The organism is Mesomycoplasma flocculare ATCC 27399, from assembly GCF_000815065.1.
GTDB lineage: Bacteria > Bacillota_I > Bacilli_A > Mycoplasmatales > Metamycoplasmataceae > Mesomycoplasma > Mesomycoplasma flocculare.
The window spans coordinates 49,920-69,601 of sequence record NZ_CP007585.1 but is presented as its reverse complement, the minus strand read 5'-3'; the positions used below and the strand labels follow the sequence as shown (position 1 = coordinate 69,601).

At 29.1% G+C, this 19,682-nt stretch carries 14 protein-coding genes; all 14 read right to left on the bottom strand.

Annotated features, from left to right (window positions below; all coding sequences use genetic code 4):
• Window positions 1-34: 34 nt before the first annotated feature.
• The 14 genes from MYF_RS00295 to MYF_RS00230 all read right to left on the bottom strand — a co-directional run bounded on the left by MYF_RS00295 (window position 35) and on the right by MYF_RS00230 (window position 19,677).
• The gene (locus MYF_RS00295; protein ID WP_002557915.1) at window positions 35-4,792 is read right to left on the bottom strand and encodes a DUF4011 domain-containing protein; all 4,758 of its coding nucleotides are present in this window, start codon (window positions 4,790-4,792) and stop codon (window positions 35-37) included.
• 61 nt (window positions 4,793-4,853) lie between these two features.
• Window positions 4,854-6,098: a tyrosine--tRNA ligase gene (gene tyrS, locus MYF_RS00290; RefSeq protein ID WP_002557914.1), complete on the bottom strand. Its 1,245-nt coding sequence runs from the start codon at window positions 6,096-6,098 to the stop codon at window positions 4,854-4,856.
• Window positions 6,099-6,116: 18 nt separating this feature from the next.
• The gene (locus MYF_RS00285; protein ID WP_002557913.1) at window positions 6,117-6,947 is read right to left on the bottom strand and encodes a deoxyribonuclease IV; all 831 of its coding nucleotides are present in this window, start codon (window positions 6,945-6,947) and stop codon (window positions 6,117-6,119) included.
• Window positions 6,941-7,714, bottom strand: coding sequence for a Nif3-like dinuclear metal center hexameric protein (locus MYF_RS00280; protein ID WP_002557912.1), 774 nt, complete (start codon window positions 7,712-7,714; stop codon window positions 6,941-6,943). Before MYF_RS00280 ends, MYF_RS00285 begins: the two co-directional genes overlap by 7 nt.
• A 3-nt stretch (window positions 7,715-7,717) precedes the next feature.
• Entirely contained in the window at window positions 7,718-9,793 is a 2,076-nt protein-coding gene (locus tag MYF_RS00275; protein ID WP_002557911.1) for an RNA polymerase sigma factor, read from the bottom strand.
• Window positions 9,793-11,655, bottom strand: coding sequence for a DNA primase (dnaG, locus tag MYF_RS00270; RefSeq protein ID WP_231237880.1), 1,863 nt, complete (start codon window positions 11,653-11,655; stop codon window positions 9,793-9,795). Before dnaG ends, MYF_RS00275 begins: the two co-directional genes overlap by 1 nt.
• Window positions 11,621-12,988 (bottom strand): glycine--tRNA ligase, encoded by a 1,368-nt coding sequence (locus tag MYF_RS00265; RefSeq protein WP_002557909.1) that lies wholly within the window; start codon window positions 12,986-12,988, stop codon window positions 11,621-11,623. The genes dnaG and MYF_RS00265 overlap by 35 nt, the downstream gene beginning before the upstream one ends.
• 27 nt (window positions 12,989-13,015) lie before the next feature.
• Window positions 13,016-14,338 (bottom strand): signal recognition particle protein, encoded by a 1,323-nt coding sequence (ffh, locus tag MYF_RS00260; RefSeq protein WP_002557908.1) that lies wholly within the window; start codon window positions 14,336-14,338, stop codon window positions 13,016-13,018.
• A 64-nt stretch (window positions 14,339-14,402) separates the two neighbouring features.
• Window positions 14,403-15,338 (bottom strand): translation elongation factor Ts, encoded by a 936-nt coding sequence (tsf, locus tag MYF_RS00255; RefSeq protein WP_002557907.1) that lies wholly within the window; start codon window positions 15,336-15,338, stop codon window positions 14,403-14,405.
• Between the two features lie 2 nt (window positions 15,339-15,340).
• Window positions 15,341-16,336 carry a 30S ribosomal protein S2 gene (rpsB, locus tag MYF_RS00250; RefSeq protein ID WP_002557906.1) on the bottom strand — a complete coding sequence of 332 codons (996 nt, stop codon included), beginning with the start codon at window positions 16,334-16,336 and terminating at the stop codon, window positions 15,341-15,343.
• 237 nt (window positions 16,337-16,573) lie between these two features.
• Window positions 16,574-17,059, bottom strand: a complete 486-nt coding sequence (recU, locus tag MYF_RS00245) for a Holliday junction resolvase RecU (RefSeq protein WP_002557905.1) — start codon at window positions 17,057-17,059, stop codon at window positions 16,574-16,576.
• A gap of 105 nt (window positions 17,060-17,164) precedes the next feature.
• The gene (locus MYF_RS00240; protein ID WP_231237879.1) at window positions 17,165-17,425 is read right to left on the bottom strand and encodes a hypothetical protein; all 261 of its coding nucleotides are present in this window, start codon (window positions 17,423-17,425) and stop codon (window positions 17,165-17,167) included.
• Complete coding sequence (gene atpD / locus MYF_RS00235; protein ID WP_002557904.1) at window positions 17,412-18,827, bottom strand: F0F1 ATP synthase subunit beta; 1,416 nt, start codon at window positions 18,825-18,827, stop codon at window positions 17,412-17,414. The genes MYF_RS00240 and atpD overlap by 14 nt, the downstream gene beginning before the upstream one ends.
• Window positions 18,828-18,846: 19 nt before the next feature.
• The gene (locus MYF_RS00230; RefSeq protein WP_002557903.1) at window positions 18,847-19,677 is read right to left on the bottom strand and encodes a F0F1 ATP synthase subunit gamma; all 831 of its coding nucleotides are present in this window, start codon (window positions 19,675-19,677) and stop codon (window positions 18,847-18,849) included.
• Between the last annotated feature and the right edge of the window lie 5 nt (window positions 19,678-19,682).

The following is a 19,682-nucleotide window of genomic DNA, read 5'->3' as shown; positions in this document are numbered from 1 at the left end:
CTAGCTGCTACTTTTTCAAAAAAACCTCAAACTCTTACTTATCTAGAGTTAAATTACCATATTTATCAATAAAAATTATTTTTTCTTTCATTAACTTGTCCAAGCACCTTTCAAGATAATCCCGCGTTTTATTCTTAAAACTAGTAAAGTTTGTAACTTCAAGAATTAAATCATATAAATCGGATTTTGCAATAACATTTGTGTTTCTGATTATTTTAATAATTAGATCCCTAATTTCAAAATAGTGCATTTCCTTAATTGGCCTTTTTGGTTGCAGAAAAAAATTATAATATGAAATATTTTTTAATAAATAATGTGACTGAGTAGTAAAAATTATACCTTTTTCTACTAATTCTTTTGCAATTGTATCTGCTTCTTGCTTAGTTAAAATACTTATTTTTGTTTTTCCTCCTAGTCATGCAACTATTTTATAAAATTCGTTTTTGTATAAAATTTGTACTTTTTTAAAAATATAGATTAAAAGTTCATATTTATCTTTAATTTCATTATATAAATTTATTAAATTTTGAAAACTTAACTCAAATCTTAATTGGAATACTGATCTAAAATCTGTTTTAAATTTTTCTGTTATTAATGTTAAAGTCTTATCAATTTGTTTAGGAATTGTTTTTTCTTTTTCGCTTTTGCCTTCATTTGAAAAATTATGAAACTGATATTTTTTGGATTCAAGCATCTTGATTTGATCTGTTATTCTTTTTATTTGTTGTTTCGGATTTTGGAATCAATCAAGTGATCAGATACGCAGAATACTTCAACCTCGCATTTTAAGAACTTTTTTTCTTAAGATTTCCCGATCTCGCGCATTTTTTAACTCAACAAATACGGAACCATCAAATTCAATTCCAAGAAGAAATTCTTCTTCATTTTTAGAATCAACAACGGCTAAATCAATTTTATAATTAGAAAATCCAACATTTTTTACAACCTTATATCCTAATTTTATTAATTCATTATATACATCAACTTCAAAATGAGCTTTAGATATTAATCTAGATTCACTTTTTGTCATTGATTCAACACCATATTTTTCAACACCATATTTTGCAATTTCTAGATATTTTTTAAGAAATCGAGCCCCACGTGATTTAGTTTTTGTCAAATCAATTTGTTCTGGGTCAATTGAAGATACAATAATTGTTGAATATTTGGCGCGAGTAAATGCAACATTTAATCGGCGATAGCCATTTTCTTGATTAATGGCCCCAAAATTTAGAGATATCTTACCTTCTTCATTAGGCCCAAAATTTAGAGAAAAAATTATTATATCACGTTCGTCTCCTTGGACTGATTCAATATTTTTAACAAAAAAATCAACTCCTGCTTCATCCGAAAAAAAAGAAAAAAATTGAGGATTTTTAACTTTAAATTTCTCAATTTCTGAACTAATTAATTTTTCTTGTGCTAAATTTGTGGTCACTATTCCGATGGTGTATCTATTTCCGTGTTTTTTTAGAATTTTTTCAAGAATTTCCACAATTTTTTTTGCTTCTTTTTCATTTTTTCTAGCTTTATAAAGTGGTTTTTCGACCTTGAAAAACTTAATACCTTGAAATTCTATTGGTTTTTTATTAGCGGGGAAAGTAACTAAATCATTATTATAAATCTCCATATTTGAAGGATGAATTAGTTCTTCAAATTTTGAGCGATAATGCCATTTTAGCCTATATGATTTTAAAAATGTTTGACTTACATCAAGAATAGAAAGATAATCTGCGACATTAAATTCTGTAAGATTTTCATCTAATTTTATATCCACAGAAAGCGTGTCAGAAAAACTTGTTGGTGGCATTTGTTCTTTATCACCGGCGATTATATATTGTTTCGCCCGCGCTATTGCACCAATAGCACTTTCTGGTTTGATCTGTGAAGCCTCATCAAAAATTACAAGATCAAATTCAATATCACTATTTTTAAAATATGAACTCACAGAAAGCGGCGACATCATTATACATGGTTTTAATTTTTTTAACAAATTAGGAATTCTTAAAAAAAGTTCGTTAAAAGGCATTAGACGTCGAGATTTATTTGCTTCTTGCTTTAAAATTCTAATTTCTGAATTTTTATCAGAAAAAAAATCAATTTGAGGAATTTTTTCTAGTAAAACTGAATCGACTTTTTTTTGTGTTAGTACGTCTAATTTTTTTTGTGCATCTTCAAATTTGGTTCGATTTAAACTTAAAGTCTGCCAGTCAAAATTCTCAAATTCAGAATGCATTATTTGGTCAATTAATAATTTATAAAATTTTTTAAGAAAAATTTTATAAAAATCATACTGTAAATTATCCTCAATTGCCTTTTTAACAAAATGCGAAACACCTAACTCAACTAGCTCGCAAATATTGCTATTAATTCGAGAAATGTCATAAATTTGATCAATTTTTCTAATTTTTTGCTGCAAATTTTCCTCAAATTTTTCCTTTTTTAGAAATTTAAAGTTAAACTGTTCTAAATCAAGATATAAACTAAATTCTGTTCAAATTTGCATAAAACTTTCAACAGGTAAAAACAATTTTTTTAGCAAAAGTTCTTTTGTGTATTTTGATTCAAGAAAAAATTCAACGAATTCGTCCTCTTGAACCTTAATTTTTGTAAAATCATTCAGGAATTTTAACTTTTCATAAAATCTTAATTGTTTGTAATTATTTTCAATTTCAGCATCAGAATTATCATTCACTTTAAATTTAAGACTGCCGATTATTCTGGAAAACATTGTTTTTTTCTGAATTAATAAATTAATCGAAGGGAGAGTTTCAAGGAAAATTTCAATTGGCACATCATTTTTAAAATAATTAGATAGAGTTTTTTTAATTTTTTTATACTTAAAATTAAAAAATTTTATTCTGCTTTTTTGGTAATTTTTGATAATTTCTTTAAATTCAAAAATTGGAAGACTTAATGGTATAACTTTGAAATACTTATTTAAATCAAGTTCAATTTTTTTTACTTCATTTTTAATTTGTAAAATTTGTATATATTTTTTAATTTCAAAAGTTAAATTATCCACCGCTTTTAATTTTTCTAAATCTATAGTGTCTAAATTATATAATGTTTTTAGAAAATCAAATAAGCTGGAAATATTATCCAAATGTTGATCTGAATGCATTAAAAAAAACTTAAATTCTTTAACATTTTCAAAAATAAGGCTGCTTAATACAACTAATTCTGAAATTCAAGACTTAAATTTTTGCTTTTTATATTCATCAATACTAACTTCTTTCAGTCCATATCAGGGATGTTTTTTTAAATTAAAGTTAACATGTTTGAATTTAAGAAATAAATTATTAAGTGACCACTCAATTTTTTGAAGACTTTTATAGTCTATTTTTTTTACGCTTTCTTCGGAAAGAAAAAAATCAAAGCTAGGAAGGTTTACAAGACTCTGATACTCACCAATTAATTCATATAGACTTTTAGATAGCTGTTCACGAATTTTTGTTAACTTCTCACCATAATTATTCAGTTTACTTTGAAATTCAGAATATGTATTTTCAATCAGGTTACTTTCAACTTTATTAATTAAAATTGAATTTTGCCCTTTTTCTAACGTGGCTAAAAGATTCATAACTATCTCTTTTTTTTTAATATTGTCGTTATGAATCGCAATAACTGAATCCGACAAACCAATTTTTTTAAGATTTGAATAAACAACATTAAGTGCTGCTAATTTCTCCGCAACAAACAAAACAGTTTTGCCTCTGGCTAAAAATTCGTTAATTATGTTTGTGATTGTTTGCGATTTGCCTGTACCAGGAGGACCATCAAGAATAAAATTTTCGCCCCTAATCGCAGCTTGAATTGCAGCTTCTTGGGTTGAATCTGCCTCTAAAATATGAAAATAATCCTTTGGATTTATGTCCCTAAATTCATCTACAGTTTTTGCCAGACTTCCTTTAGAACCAGATTTTTCGCCATTTACCGTAGTTTTATTATGGTAATTAACTTCTTTATAAAAATTATTTCTAATAATTTTTTCTTGGTTTTCAACCAAGTCAGTATAAATTTCGATTTTACTATAGTCAAAAATACTTAACTGGATTGTGTCAATTATTTCTCAGTTGGACAACTTGTTGCCTAAGTTAAATAATTTTTTAAAATTATTGTAATTTTCCTTTATAGATAGCGAGTTGTCGACTTTAAATTTTGAAAGAGTTGTATCTAATTCTAGCAATTGCAGTTTTCTTAAAAGTGTTAGATTTATATCTAAAAAAGCGTTATCTAAAAATTCTAAAAAAATCTTTTCCTTGCCTTGGAGAGTTTGACATTTTATTTGTGCTGGAAATAAAAAAATGGGGCTGTAAATTGGTGTTTTTTCATCGGTTTTTTCAAATCATTTCAGAAAGCCGATTCCTAAATAAAGAATGTTTATTGCCTTCTCTTCTTTGTAATTTTTGGATTTTTGGTACAAGCTTTTAACAACTAAATACTCTTGTTCTAACAAAAGATTAGAAACAATTTGTTTTGAACTAATCCTTGCGTTTTTTAAATCTGGCTGAATTTCTTCAAGTGTTAAAGGGACAAAATCTTTGCTTTTCTCAATATTTTTACTAGATTTGCTTCTACGGTTTTCGGGATTGCGGAAAATTAAAACCACTCTGTTTTCGATAATATTATCAAGAAACTCATTAAAATCAGGCAAGATAATTCCAAGTTTTAGAGGTGTTGTTTTGGTTGGTTTGAACAAATTGAAATTAATTAGCCGATTTTTCTTCGAAATATCTAATAATTTGTTTTGCCAATTTTTAAGTTCCTCATAAACTCGATAACGTTGCATAATTCCCTTCAACAAAATTTAATGGCTTAGTAAACATTATAAATGTTTTTTAGAAAGACTGCTAAATAAGTTCAATTATAAAAAAGTTTTTCTTGCCTTTTTTTATTAAAAACAAGTTGTTCTCATCCTTAAGTTCTACACTTATTTCTTTGATTTGCGAAATTTTTTTACCATTAATTTCGACTGCTTTATGAGAAATAAACTCATTTAATTCACGTTTGGAATTAAAAATTCCAAAGTTGATTAATTGTTCTGGACCAAAAAAAGATACCATAAAATACGGTATAATTTTTTTTAATTCTAATTTATCAGCGAACGTTATATTTGAATATTCTACTTTTTGAAATAAAACTTCTGTTATTTTCTTAGCTGTTTCCAAACCTTCATAACCGTGAATATTGAATACCACTTCATTGGCTAAACTTTTCTGTAAAATACGTTCTTTTTTATTTTTTCCATGTTGGGAAATAAGATTATTTATCTGTTTTAAATCTAAAAAAGATAATCAAAGAAAAATTTTTTCAGCTTGTTCGTCACTTTGATTTAACAAGAATTGATACAAACGAAAAGGTGAACACATTTTTTTATCAAGCCAGATGGGCTCACCTAAGCTTTTTCCAAATTTTTGCCCATTTTCATCAGTTAACAAATTTGTTGTAAAAACAAAAGCATCTTCTTTATGTTCGTAGTTGGATTTTTTTATAAAATCAAGTCCTGTAACCATATTTCCTCATTGATCCGAACCTCCGGCTTGACCTATTATTCCGTAATTTTTGGCTAAAAATTTGAAATCTCAACCTTGAATCAGTTGATAAGAAAATTCGGTAAATGAAAGCCCTGCTTCAATCCGCGAAGAAACGGAGTCTTTTGCTAAAAGATAAGCGACATTGATATTTTTACCAACATCGCGTAAAAAATCAAGGATATTCATGTCCTTATAGATTTCAAAATTGTCGAAAACCGGCAAATTAAACGCAGCTAATTGCGCTTTTATTTTACTTTTATTAGCATTTAGCGTTTTAAAATCAAGCAATTTTCGCTCTTTTGGATTAAAAGATGGATCCCCAATCATTCCAGTTGCGCCGCCAACCAGCGCAAGAACTTTAATTCCTAATTTCTGCATTCGTTGGAGTAAATTAATCGAAATATAATTTCCTAAATGTAAAGAAGTTGCTGTTGGATCAAAACCAATATAAATTCCGTGATTCGTCTTTAAATTATAAAATTTTTCGGCACTGCTAATGTCTTTTAAAATCTTTCTTTGTTTTAACTCGGCGAGAAATTCAATTTTTTTTTGCCTAGACATAAAAACTCCATAAAATTTTTAACTTTTGCCTAATAAGAGTTCTATTTCTTTATCATAAATTGGCTTACCATCAACATATGGAGTTTCTAAAATTATTGGAATATTGTCAAAAAGTGGGTCGTGAACAATTTTTTGAAGAGTTTCAAGTCCTATGAAGCCTTTTCCAATGTTTGCATGGCGATCTTTTCGCGACCCAAGCGCACTTAACGAATCGTTTAAATGAATCACTTTTAAATAGTTAACTAATCGTGTTTCTGTTAATTTAACACGGAATTCATAGTATTTTTTAATATTATAACCAGCATCCCAGACATGACAAGTGTCCATGCAAACGCCGATTCGAGGTGAATTGATAGTCTCGATTATTTCGACAATTTCTTCAAAACTTGCACACATTTCAGTTCCTTTTCCGGACATTGTCTCAAGTAATAAAATCACATTTTTGGTTCTAATTAAAATTGATTTTAACGAAATAATCAGCTGTTTCTTCGCATCTTTGGGGCTGAAAGTTGTGAAAAAACCAGGGTGGAGAACTAAAAATTTTGCACCGATATAGTTCATCTTTTCAATTTCTCTTACCAAAAAATCATTAGAAAACGCGGCTTTCTCTGGATTGGCTGGATTTATAATATAAGGCGCATGAACAATAATGTCTTCAGGCAAAATTTGTTTAGCAAACTGTTTTTTATATTCTTCAAATTTGTAATTTTCGGGTTTAACACGCAAAGTTGATTGCGGTGGGCCTAAGAAAACCATTGCTGTATTCGCTTTGTTTTTCAATGATTTCTGAATTGCTCCAAAAAGATAATCTGGTTTTTTAAACGGAACATGTGAACCAATTTTTATCATTTTATTTTAATCTCCTTTAGAATTTCTGGTAGTTCAAATTTGTAAGTTTCAATTTGGTTAAATTTGTTTTTTAAAATTTTAGCAACTTCAAAAACAAAAACTTGTTCAATTAAATGTGGAATTTCTAAAACTTTAATTTTTTTATGATATAAAGTAAGTTGATCAGACCATTTAAGATCTGAGGTGATTATAAGATTTGCTTTTGATTTTTTTGCAGCAAGACATGCGAGAATTCCGCCCGATCCAGGAAGAATTGCAACTTTTTTTGGCGAAAAATTTCTAGTAAAATTAGCACGAAAAGTTCTTAGTCCTGTATTTGATGAAATTTTTTTTAAAATTTCAGTAAAATCCAAACTATTCTCGATTAAAAGATTAAATTTATCAATTTGTTCAATTTTTGAACTTTTAAAACCACATTTTTTTATTATTGAAAATGCGGTTTGATTGTTAGTGCCATCAAAATTAGTGTGAAGCGAAATTAGACTAATTAAATTTTTTCTTAACAAAAAAGCAAGCTTTTTTTTATAAGGCGAATACATAAATTCCTCTTTTTTTGTCGGATAGAAAAAAAATGGATGGTGTGTAATTATTAGGTTTGCATTTTTCATAATCGCATATTCAAGAACTTCCTTTGTCAAATCAAGGCAAATAACTGCGCTTGTAAATTGGGTAGAAAACAGAAAATTTCAGCCGCAATTATCCCAATTTTCACAGTTTTTTAAAGGAAACTTTTCAAGTAGAAAATCACCTATTATTTTTGTTTGCATTTTTTAGTTAAATTCACGAAGCGATCAACGTCGACGCGGTGTTCTTAATTTTTTCAAAATTTTTGCTTCAATTTGACGCACTCGTTCTTTTGTGACTCTACGCATTATCGCGAGTTCATCAAAACTATGAACATGATAAGGCACTCCATTTTCATCTAGACCAACTCCATAACGTCGTTTGATGAAATCTTTCTCATCAAAATCAAGTGTTGTTTCAATTAATTCTAGTAAAACTTTTGCTTTTTCCTCCCGGATTGCATAATCTGCAGGCGAAATTGCATTTTCGTCTTTAATAAAATCAGAAAAAGAGCCCTCTTCTTCTTTTCCGATTGCCTTGTCAAGCGAAATCGGATCAACATTGATTTTTTTAATATACCGCACTTTATCAGGCCCAAATTCACCCCCTAGACGCGCAGAAATTTCCTCTGGACTTGGATTTATCCCTTTTTCTTGCTGTAATTCTCGCTCAACCTTATTAATTTTATTGATTGTCTCGACCATATGAACAGGGATTCTGATTAACCTAGCCTGATCTGCGACTGCTCTTGTGATTGCCTGGCGAATTCACCAGGTTGCATAAGTTGAAAATTTAAAACCTTTTGTATAATCATACTTTGAAACAGCCTTAATAATTCCGAGATTTCCTTCAGAAATTAAATCAATAAACCCAAGCCCGCGATTTTTGTAACGTTTTGCGCTGTTAACAACCAAACGTAAATTTCGTTTTATCAGTGTTTCCCGTGCTTTTTTACCAATCCTACCTTGGATTTGCATTTTTTTTGCAAGAGCTTTTTCTTCTTCAGGCCTTAAAAGTTTGCCATATTTCCCGATTCATCGCATATATCATTTTATCATATCATTTGTATCGGTAAGCTTATTTCGATAAACATCATCGCTGTAAATTTTTGGTTTTTTAAATTGATTAGGATTATCTTCTGTTATATAATCAAGGTCACCAATATCTTGAATTTTTAGAGATTCATCCACTGCCTGACCAAAATCTTCATCTGGATCCTCCTGGTTTTGTTCTTCTATAAAACCAAAATTTTGTCCCACAAATTCAATTACATCTTTTTCTTGTTGAAACTTTTTACCTTTTTTCATAGTTTTCATCGTTTGTTCTTTTTGATTTAATTGCCTTTTTTCGATTTGCTGTGCAAAATCTGCAGCTGTTACGTTTTCAAGATCTTCTTTATCTACCTGATCAGAAATTATTTTTTTTTCAATTAAAATTTGAAAGAATTCATCAAGTTTATCGTCATCAATTGAAAGATTCCACTCTTCAATGTGTTTATAAATTTCGTCATGTGTTAAAAAAATATTATCTTTATACAATTTTGTGGTGGTTTTGTCTATATTTCCTCGTTTTTCTTGCAATTTTTGTTCTAATTTTTGCATAATAAATGCATATTCTGGCCTAAATTGAGCTGGTTGTGCAGATGGGTTAATTTTTTGCTTTGTAGATAAAACTTCTTTACTCGCGGATATTTTTTCGGGTTGTTTTTTATTTTTTATTCCTGAAATTAGAGAATTTTTTAAAGTATTTTTTTGTTTTTTGCTTGTTTTTTTAACCTTTTCTCTTCCTGACACCGTTTTTTCAAGTTTTTTTAGTGATTCTAATTTATTTTTTACCGGCTCCTTAGTTTTTCTTTCAACTCTATTTGGATTGATATTTTGTGCCAATTGAACTAAAGTTTTTGCTCTAAATTGCTCTAAATTTTTTAAAAAATCAGACTGATGTTTTGAAGCTTTAATAACATTAAAAAAATTTTCAATTTGCTCATAAGAATTTTTCCTTCTTTCTCTAAGAAATGTTTTTTTTAAATTTAACGCTTTTTTAGATTCGCTTTTAGCTGTTAAATCTGTTTTTATTTGACTTTGACCTTGCTCCTTTTTGGGCAAGTTTTTTGAGTTTTGAAAAGCGTTAACTATTTTTGGAACATTTTTTGTTTTGTCGTTGTCACTTATTTTGCTGTTTTTAGAAGAGATTTTGCTGTTTTTAGAAGAAAAATTAATAAAATTATAAGAACTGGCAGATTTGTAAACTTTTTTTTCTTTTATATTAGTTCCGATTTTCATTATCTTATGCCCTTTCCAAATAATCTAGTCATAAAATCGTCATTCATTTCCAAATTATTTTCGTTTCGGTGTTTGATCTGATTTGCTTTGTTTTTTCGTTCTCTATTTTTTTTTACCTGTTCTATAAACCCTTCAAACTCGTCGATAGTTATGCTGTTTTTTAAATTTTTATCAAAAATTACCGTTGCAATTTCCTTCGCGACCTGACTCACTATTTTTTCTACCGTTTCATTAAGTTTATTTGAAATTTCCTGGTAAACATTTGGATCCTGACCGTTGAAAGCATAAATTTTTTCAATAAATTTGTTATTGAGAGGATCTAAAAATTTAAAATTAATTGATTTAAAATAATTAAATTTTTTCCTATCACCATGAAGAAAATCATATAAAATTATTTCCAGGATTTTTAGATCATAATGCTCGAGGCGGAAACGTTCTAGCTTTGAATTTGCGCTAATTTTCCGGTGAGTGTTGTCTAGATAATCAGCATTTTCTTCAAGCTCAAAATCCTGTTGTTGATAATATTGCGGTTTTTGTCTTGTAAATTTAAAACTGTTTTGAGATATACCAAAATCATCCTTAATCTTTTTAAAAAAAGTTTCTGATAATTGTATATCTTGATAATATAATGCTTCTAAAAAAGGGCTAAATTTCTCAAGAAACATTTTAATTTCCTCGCTTGAATTATCCTTCATTTCGTTTTTATAAAAGTCATATGCAAAATCAAAACTACTTTTGCGCTCTTTAATTTTTCCAGCTAAAGCTTCAGAACCAAAAGTATTTAAAAATTCGTCAGGATCTTTAGTGACAAACCCTGTTAAAATGTAAGTTTTTATTTGGTTTTGTACAAGACTGAGCGCCGATTTTAAGCTGGCTTTAACTCCGGCCGGATCACTATCAAGGGCAAGCAAAACTGTAAAATTATTCAGTAATTCACAGTGTTTTTTGCTTAAAGTTGTTCCCATAAGTGCTACTGTATTTTTAATTCCTGCCTTATAAAAAGCAATTACATCAAAAAATCCTTCTGTAATAACTATTTCTTTTGGATTGTCTTGAATCGCATTTGCATAATTATAAAGAATTTCGGACTTTAAAAACAAACTATTTGAAGGTGAGTTTAAGTATTTAGGCTCGCATTTTTCTGTGTTTACACAGCGCCCGGAAAATCCAACAACTTTGCCTTCAAAATTTTCAATTGGGAAAACAATTCTTTTTTGAAAAAAATCTTGGCCGTTTGCATTTAAAAGTGAATAATCTTTCAAAACTTCTTCATCAAAAAGTTTTGAATTAATTAGTAATTTTTTCAAAAGTGATGTCGGAACAAAGCCAATTTTGAATTTTTCGATAATTTGTCTTGTAATTCCCCGAGTTTTTAAAAAATTAATAAGTTGGGAAAAAATATGATTTTCTCCTATAAAAGTTTGAGAAGAAGTCGAAAAAATCTTTATAAGTTCAATTAAATATATTGAAACTGCGTTTTCAAAGGCACGGAATGCTTGAAGTTCGCTTTTAGAATAATTTTTTTCTGGTTTGGTGATAGAATTAATGTTAAGTTTTAAATTATATTCATTATTTAGAAATTCAAGTGCTTGAAAAAAATTTAAATTCTTTAAAAGCATGACAAAAGTTATAATATTCCCTGATTTTTGACACGAAAAACATTTAAAAATTTGTTTTGTAGTTGAGACTGATAATGAAGGATTTGTATCATCATGAAATGGACAAAGACCAACAAAGGAATCTCTGCCTTTTTGTCTAAGAGCAATGCTTTGTGAAATTAGACCATAAATATCGGTGTTTTTCATAATATAGGTTGTAATATCTTGTTTAGTCATTGCAAGAATTTTCCTTGATAAATTCAATTATTTCCCCAATTTTTATTCTTTGTTGTTTAGTTGTATCACGAAATCTTATAGTTACACTTTGATCTTCGTTTGTTTGCTCATCAATTGTGATACAAAAATAGGTGCCAATTGAATCATGATAGTAATATCTTTTTCCAATTGACCCTGAGTTTGATATTGCAGCATAAATTTTATGTTTAATTAAGTTTTTTCATATTTTTTCTGCTAAAAAACTGAACTTTTTCAAAAGTGGTAAAACTGCAACTTTATAAGGGCTTAAAACAAACGGAAACTGCAAAAAATAACGATTTTTTTGTTGGTCAAAACGAAAACTTTCTTCTAAAACCGCCAACATTAGACGATCTAAGCCCATTGAAGGCTCGATAATATAAGGAAAACATTTATACCCTGTTGCTGAATCAACAAATTCAAGATTTTCCCCACTTTTTTTTGCATGATTTTTCAAATCATAATCACCGCGATTGCTAATGCCAATCAGCTCGCCTCAACCAAAATTGAAATTATAGTCAAAATCAACTGTTGATTTTGCATAATGAGCTAACTTTTCTGATTTGTGATAGTTTAGACGAATTGATTTTTCGCTAAAACCTAATTTTAGTAAAAACCTTTTAATTTTTTCAATCTGAGATTGAAAAACAAGTTCGGCTTCTTCAGGTTTTGTGAAAATTTCTAACTCCATCTGTGTAAATTCGCGAGTACGGAATATAAAATTTCCAGGGGAAATTTCGTTACGAAAAGATTTTCCAACCTGAGCTATTATTAGAGGCAAACTATTTTTGGTTGTCCGTAAAAGTGTTTTGAAATTTATAAAAATGCCTTGGGCGGTTTCCGGTCTTAAATATAAAGGGGTTTTTTCATTTTCGACTACGCCTTGATAGGTTTGAAAAAGTAAGTTAAATTTTTTAGGAATATTTCATTTAGCTTTTGAATTCTCGAAATTTTCGATTCTAGATAAATATTCTTGAACTTCAGACATAGATAATTTCTCAAATTCAACATCAGGAAAAGCCTTTTCAAACAAGTAGTCCACACGGTAACGTTTTTTGTTAATTTTATTTTCAACTAATAAATCGGTAAAATTATCAAGATGACCTGATGAGTTCCAAACTTTTGGGTTTAGTAAAATTTTGCTGTCAATAAAAAAAGCATTAGGATTAGATGTCACGAAAAAATCAGCTCAGAAACTCTCAATATTTTTTGCCAAAAGAACACCAAAATGCCCGTAATCATACGAATTAGCTAAACCGCCATAAATTTGTGAACTAGGAAACACAAATCCTAATTTTTTAAGTTGATTAATAAAAAAATTATAGTTTTCAATTTTAGCCATAATTTAAACCTAAACATTTATTAATATTTATTTAATAAAAGAGTCAAGATTAAGATTTTTTAATGAAAATTCGGACATTTTTTTTGACATTGATTCAAATTCACTAATCAAACGATTAAATTCAGCATTTGATCTTCCTGAACCACGCAAAATACGGCTTCTTCGCGACGGATTTTTTAAAAGTTTGGGTTTTTTCCTTTCTTCCATTGTCATTGATGAAATTAAAATTTTGTAAAGACCCATCTTCTTTTCGACATCATCAATTTGATCTTGATCAATTTTTCCTGACAAACCAGGTATCATTTTAATTACTTTAGAAAATCTTCCAATTTTTTGAATTTGCGCTAAACTATTTAAAAGATCGTCTAAATTAAATTGTCCAGAAAACATTCGATGTGATAATTTTTTGACTGCTTTTTTATCAATATTTTCTTCAGCTTGCTCTAAAAGCGACATTACATCGCCCATTCCTAAAATTCGATCCGCTATTCTATTTGGGTAGAAAAGCTCAAGTGCTGCAATTTTTTCGCCTGTTCCTATTAACAAAATTGGGATTTTTAATAAATTAGTAATTGAAAGCGCGGCTCCAGCTCGAGCATTTGAGTCTAATTTTGTAATAATCGCGCCTGTAAGCGTAATTTTTTGGTTAAATATTTGCGCTACATTAATAATATCTTGGCCTGAAAGCGCATCTAGAACAAAAATAGTTTCCTCAGGATGAATAGTTTTTTTAATTTCAAATAGTTCATTCATCAACTCTTCATTAATTGAAAGTCTTCCTGCTGTATCGAAAATTACAAGATCAAAATTGTTATTTTTACTATAAATTACGGCATTTTTTGCAATTTCAACCGGCGTTTTTCCGCTATGAAAAACATCAATTGAAACTTGTTTTGCTAATTGTTGTAACTGCTCTATTGCAGCAGGACGATATGTATCGCAAGCAACTAATAAAATTTTTTTTGCCAATTTTTTTTTTCTTGCAAAAACGGCAAGTTTGACAACTGTTGTTGTTTTTCCTGAACCTTGAAGCCCAACTAACATTATAATAGTAGGATTTTTGGTAAAATTAAGGGATTTTGAATTTATACCAAGAATTTCAACAAGATTTTGGTGCAAAATTTTCAAAAATTCTTGCTGCGGATTTAGTTTGGAAGTCAAGCCTTGCTTTAAAACTTGAGTTTTAACCTTATTAATAAAATCCTTCACAACGAACAAATTAACATCGGCTTCTAACAAAGCAAGGCGAATTTCCCGGGTTATTTCGGTTAAATCTTGTTCATTTATAGTTACTGATTTTTGGATTTTTTTTAAAGAAGATTGAATTCGATTAGTTAAAAAATCTAACATTGTTTTATAAAAATATAAAATTTTTCCTGTTTTATAAGGAAAATTTCATACCTTTCTTTGATTTTTAGTCTAAAATTAGTTTATTTTTTTTTTTTTTTTTGACCTCATGAATTTGTTGATTAACTTCTGTTGAAAAATCAACATTTTGCCTTTGAATTCCCTCGCCAACTTCAAAACGAACAACCTTTAACAAAGTAGATGAATTTTGCGCCAAATATTTAACAACAGAAATCGAACTATCTAAAGCCAAAGGTTGAAGTTCAAGAACAAATTCAGAAAGTTGCTTTTCTACCATACCTTTTAATATTTCGGTTTTGATATTTTCTGGCTTTTTTTCAAAATTTTTTATTTCAGACAATGCTTTTTTCTCAGCCTCTTCATGAATTTCTTTTAGTTTTGTTTCTAAGACTTCATTTTTAAAAACATACTCTGGATTCAATGCTGCAACATGCATTGAAATGTTTTTTGCAACCTCTGAATTACCGCCTTTTAAGATTGTTATAACTGCAATTTGGCCATTTGAGTGAGTATAAATTCCGACATTTTCTTCGCTAGAAAGTTTAGTTTTGAACACACGTCGTAAAGTAATTTTTTCACCAATTGTTGCAGTTGCTAAAACCAATAATTCAGAAATTGTCCTACCTTCTGAGTCCTGAATAAGCAAAGCATTTTCTAAATTTTCAAAGTCATTTTGTAAAAGTAGATTACTAATTTTTTGTTGCAAATTAATGAAATTTTGATTTTTCGCAACAAAATCTGTTTCAGAATTTAATTCAAAAACTAAAGCAGAATCAGCACTTTTTAGCGCTAAAACTAAACCTTCAGCTGCAATTCGGTCTGCTTTTTTTAAAGCTTTTGACTTGCCATTTTTCTTAAGCCAATCAATCGCTGAATCAATATCATATCCAGAACTTTCTAATGCTTTTTTGCAATCAATAAAAGGCGCATCAGTAATTTTTCTTAGTTCCTTAATTTTAGCAAACTTATCAATTTGTGACATTTTTACACTCTTTCTTGATTTTGTGTGTTAGACTTATCTTCAGTTTTTATTTCAGACTTTGTACTTTTAACTACCTTTTCTTTTAAGTGATTTTTAGTTTTTTCGAATTTTTCAAATGCATTATTGCGATAACGAAGTTGTTTTTGTTCTTTTTCAGGATCTTCTGGAAGACTTATTTGTTCATCTGGCTGATAAGCAAAAAGTTTTTTTCCACCTTTTGCAGAGGCAATTGCATCTGCTAATACAGTAAATATTAACGTAATTGATTTTGTAGAATCATCATTTGCTGGAATTCCAAAGTCAACTAATGAGGGATCAACATTTGAATCTATTATTCCGATAATTTTTATACCCTTTTTACGAGCTTCTTTAACGGCAATTATATCTTTTAGCGGATCAGCTACTAACATAATTAAAGAAAAGAGTGGGACATCTTTTAACCCCTTAATTCCGTTAAGATTTTTTTGCAATTTAGTTAATTGTTTCTGTTTTGAAAGTATTTCTTTTTTTGTATACCCTTGAAAATTATTAGCTGCCTGTTTTTCAAGATCATCCATTGTTTTAAGTCGGGACAAAATTGTTCGACTATTTGTTAGGGTTCCTCCTAGTCACCTCCCTGAGACATAAATAGAATTCGTGCGGATTGCTTGTTCTTCTACAACTTTTTTTGCTTGTTTTTTAGTGCCAACAAAAATAAATTTAGCACCTTTTTGAGCAAATTTTTCAACTAATTTATATGCAATTTCCAACATTTTTTGTGTTTTTAAAACATCAATAATGTGGGTTTCGTTTCTTTTTCTTTTTAATAAAAATTGCGACATTTTTGGGTGTCATTGAGATGATTTGTGACCAAAATAAACACCGGCTTCAAGTAATTTTTGCTTTGAAATAATCAGAGTTTCGCCAATATTTTCAGCGCTAATATCGTTAATGTTTAATAAATCATTATCCTTTGACACAACATTTTGGTCTTTTTTAGTTGAGGTTATCTTCTCCATATTTTTCCTTTAGTTTGTTATTTCTGCTTAAAATTTCGAACAGTTAGAACTTAAAAAGCACATCCAACCGAATCCATTTTAATGATATTTTTGCGTGTTTGCAAATTTAAGAATTAAATTATATCATAAAATTAATAATAAAAAATTATAGATTAAAATATTTAATAATTTTTTATGGAATTATTTTGTAAATTCAAGCAATTCAATAGACATAAAAAACTAAATCTTAAAAAAAAATTAAAGCATTTGTTCAATATAACCAATAAAATCAATTATTCCTGGATATGTTAGCGCGATTTCAAAGCCTTGTTTTTCCAAAAACTCAACAGTAATTGACTTTCAAGATAGATCAATTTTGCTAATACTCACAATATAAAATTTTTCCAACTGTTTAAAAAAAATTATAAAAAATGCGCAACCGTAATGCTTACGGATTTTTTGTAAATAATTTAATTGATGTTCTGGGATTTGCTTTAAATTTAGCGCGTTTTCATTTGTGCTTTTTGCTTCAAATGCAATAAAAATTCCTTTATAAATTCCATAATAATCAACTGTGGATTTTTTAAAAATAAAAGCATCATTTACCGCTAAGTTTTTGCTAACAGCTTTAAAACTAATGTCTAAATTTTTTTTATGAAATATGGCAATATCATTTTCACAATAAAACTCAATTGTATTGTTAATAATTTTCTCAAGAAACATTCCGCGGTTTTTGTGATTCATATAAACTATTAAAATTTTTGCTCATTTTAAGCAAAAAAAGGAAAAAATTAGGAAAAACTATATAAATTATCTTTTTTTGCCAGATTTTTTGCAAAACATTTAATATTATGTGAAAACCAACTTATCTTCTGTAAAAATTAGTACTTCAAATTTATTAGCATAAACTATTCCGCTTTTAATTTGCAACTGATATGTTTCTTTTTCGTTTTTAATATGTAAAATCGATGGTACAATTATACCTACAAAAGGAGTGATTGCATATTGAGCAACGCGATAACCAAATTTTGTTTTTACAGTTACAGAATCAGCTTTTGATTCTTGAAAAATTCCATTTGGAGTTATTATTTTAAAGTTAATTTTTTTCACTTCAACCCAGATTTTTAGCTTTTTCAAGTGCTTGATCAATTGTTCCAACGTATAAAAATGCTTCTTCAGGAATATTGTCGTATTTACCGGATAAAAGTTGGTCAAAATTATTAACAGTGTCTTGAATTTTTATAAACTGCCCTTCAATTCCTGAGAATTTTTGGGCTACAAAAAACGGTTGTGATAAGAAATTACGGATTCTTCGCGCGCGCGCAACAACCTGCTTATCAATTTCGCTAAGTTCATCAACCCCTAAAATTGCTATAATGTCTTGTAATTCTTTGAATCTTTGTAGAATTTGAACAACTTTTTTAGCAACCCGATAATGTTGTTTGCCAACAATATTTGGTTCTAAAACTCGTGATGATGATGCAAGGGGATCCACAGCGGGATAGATTCCAAGCGCAGCTATACTTCGGTCTAAGACTGTTTTAGCATCAAGGTGTGAAAAAGTAGTTGCCGGAGCTGGATCGGTGATATCATCTGCTGGGACATAAACAGCTTGAACTGAAGTTATTGAACCGCGAATTGTTGACGTAATTCGTTCTTGAAGTTGACCCATTTCTGTTGAAAGTGTTGGTTGATATCCAACAGTTGAAGGAATTCTTCCTAATAAAGTTGAAACTTCTGAACCAGCTTGTGTAAATCGGAAAATGTTATCAATAAAAAGTAGAACATCCTGATTCTCATAGTCACGGAAATATTCTGCCATTGTCAGCGCCGAAAGTGCAACTCGCATTCTTGCTCCGGGGGGTTCATTCATTTGGCCAAAAACTAACGCTGTTTTATCAAGAACTCCTGCATTTTTCATTTCAAAATAAAGATCATTTCCCTCACGCGATCTTTCGCCAACCCCAGCAAAAACTGAAAGTCCGCCGTGTTTTGTAGCAATATTATTAATTAGTTCCTGAACCAAAACAGTTTTTCCAACTCCTGCCCCACCGAAAAGCCCGATTTTTCCGCCTTTTACAAATGGGATTAAAAGATCAATAACTTTTATTCCAGTAACTAAAATTTCACTAGTAGCCTTTTGTTCTAAATATGTTGGTGGTGCAGCGTGAATAGGTTTTTTTTGATCAGTTTTCAGGGGTTCTGCTCCATCAATTGGCACGCCTAAAACATTAAACATTCGCGAGAGAACTTGTCTTCCAACAGGAACTGAAATTTGTGAGCCTGTATCATAAACCTCAATGCCTTTTGACAAATTATAAGTCATTGACATTGCGATTGCGCGAACAATTCCTTCCCCTAAATGTTGAGCAACTTCAAAAACAATTTTTTTTCCGTCAATTTCAACTTCAAGAGCCGAAAGAATGGCAGGCATATGCTCATTTGGAAACAAAACATCGATAACCGGACCAAAAATTTGAACAATGCGACCGATATTTACTTGTTTTTTCATAAATTCTCCTACTTTTTTTCTACATTTTACCACTAATAATTTCAATAATTTCCTGTGTTATCATTGTCTGACGGCTTGAATTAATTTCAAGTTCTAATTTTCGCAGAATTTCACTAGCATTTTCAGTTGCGCTTTCCATTGATGCGCGGCGGGCAGATGTTTCAACTAGTTTTGATTCAATAAAAAGTTTTTCAAGAACCGATTTGATATAAAAAGGCATTAATTTCTCAAAAACTTCAGCGGCACTTGGCTCAAATTCCGGACCATATCCATCATATTTTATAATATTTTTTTGAAATTCTAGCAAATTATGAACCTGAGGTTTTGAATGAATAATGCTGATAAATTTATTGTAGCAAATCAAAATTTTATTGTACTTTTTGGCCAAAATTGCTTGATATATTAGATTTGTCACTTGCAAAATTGGCTCGCTAAAATTGGATTCTTCAATATTTTGATAATATTTTATAATTAATTTTGACTGATTTATTGATAAAAAGTTATAAATTTTCTTGCTAAAAACAATAATTTCGTCATTTTCTTTTAGTTTAGGTGTAATTTTTTTTATAATTAAATTATTAAGCGCACCACAAAACCCCAAATTTGAGCCAAAAATAATATAAAGATTTTTTTTTGACTCTGTTTTGATGAATTCATCAATTTTTGAACCTAAATTATTAACAATATTTTGAAAAATATAGTCTAAATTTTCAAAATATTCTTGCGCTGATTTAAATTGATTCTTAATTTTTGGAATTTTTGCATTCGCAATCATCTCCATAACATTTGTCATTTTTTTTATGTTCTGAATCTGAACAAATCGTGCTCGAAGTCGGTTTAATTTGGCCATTATTT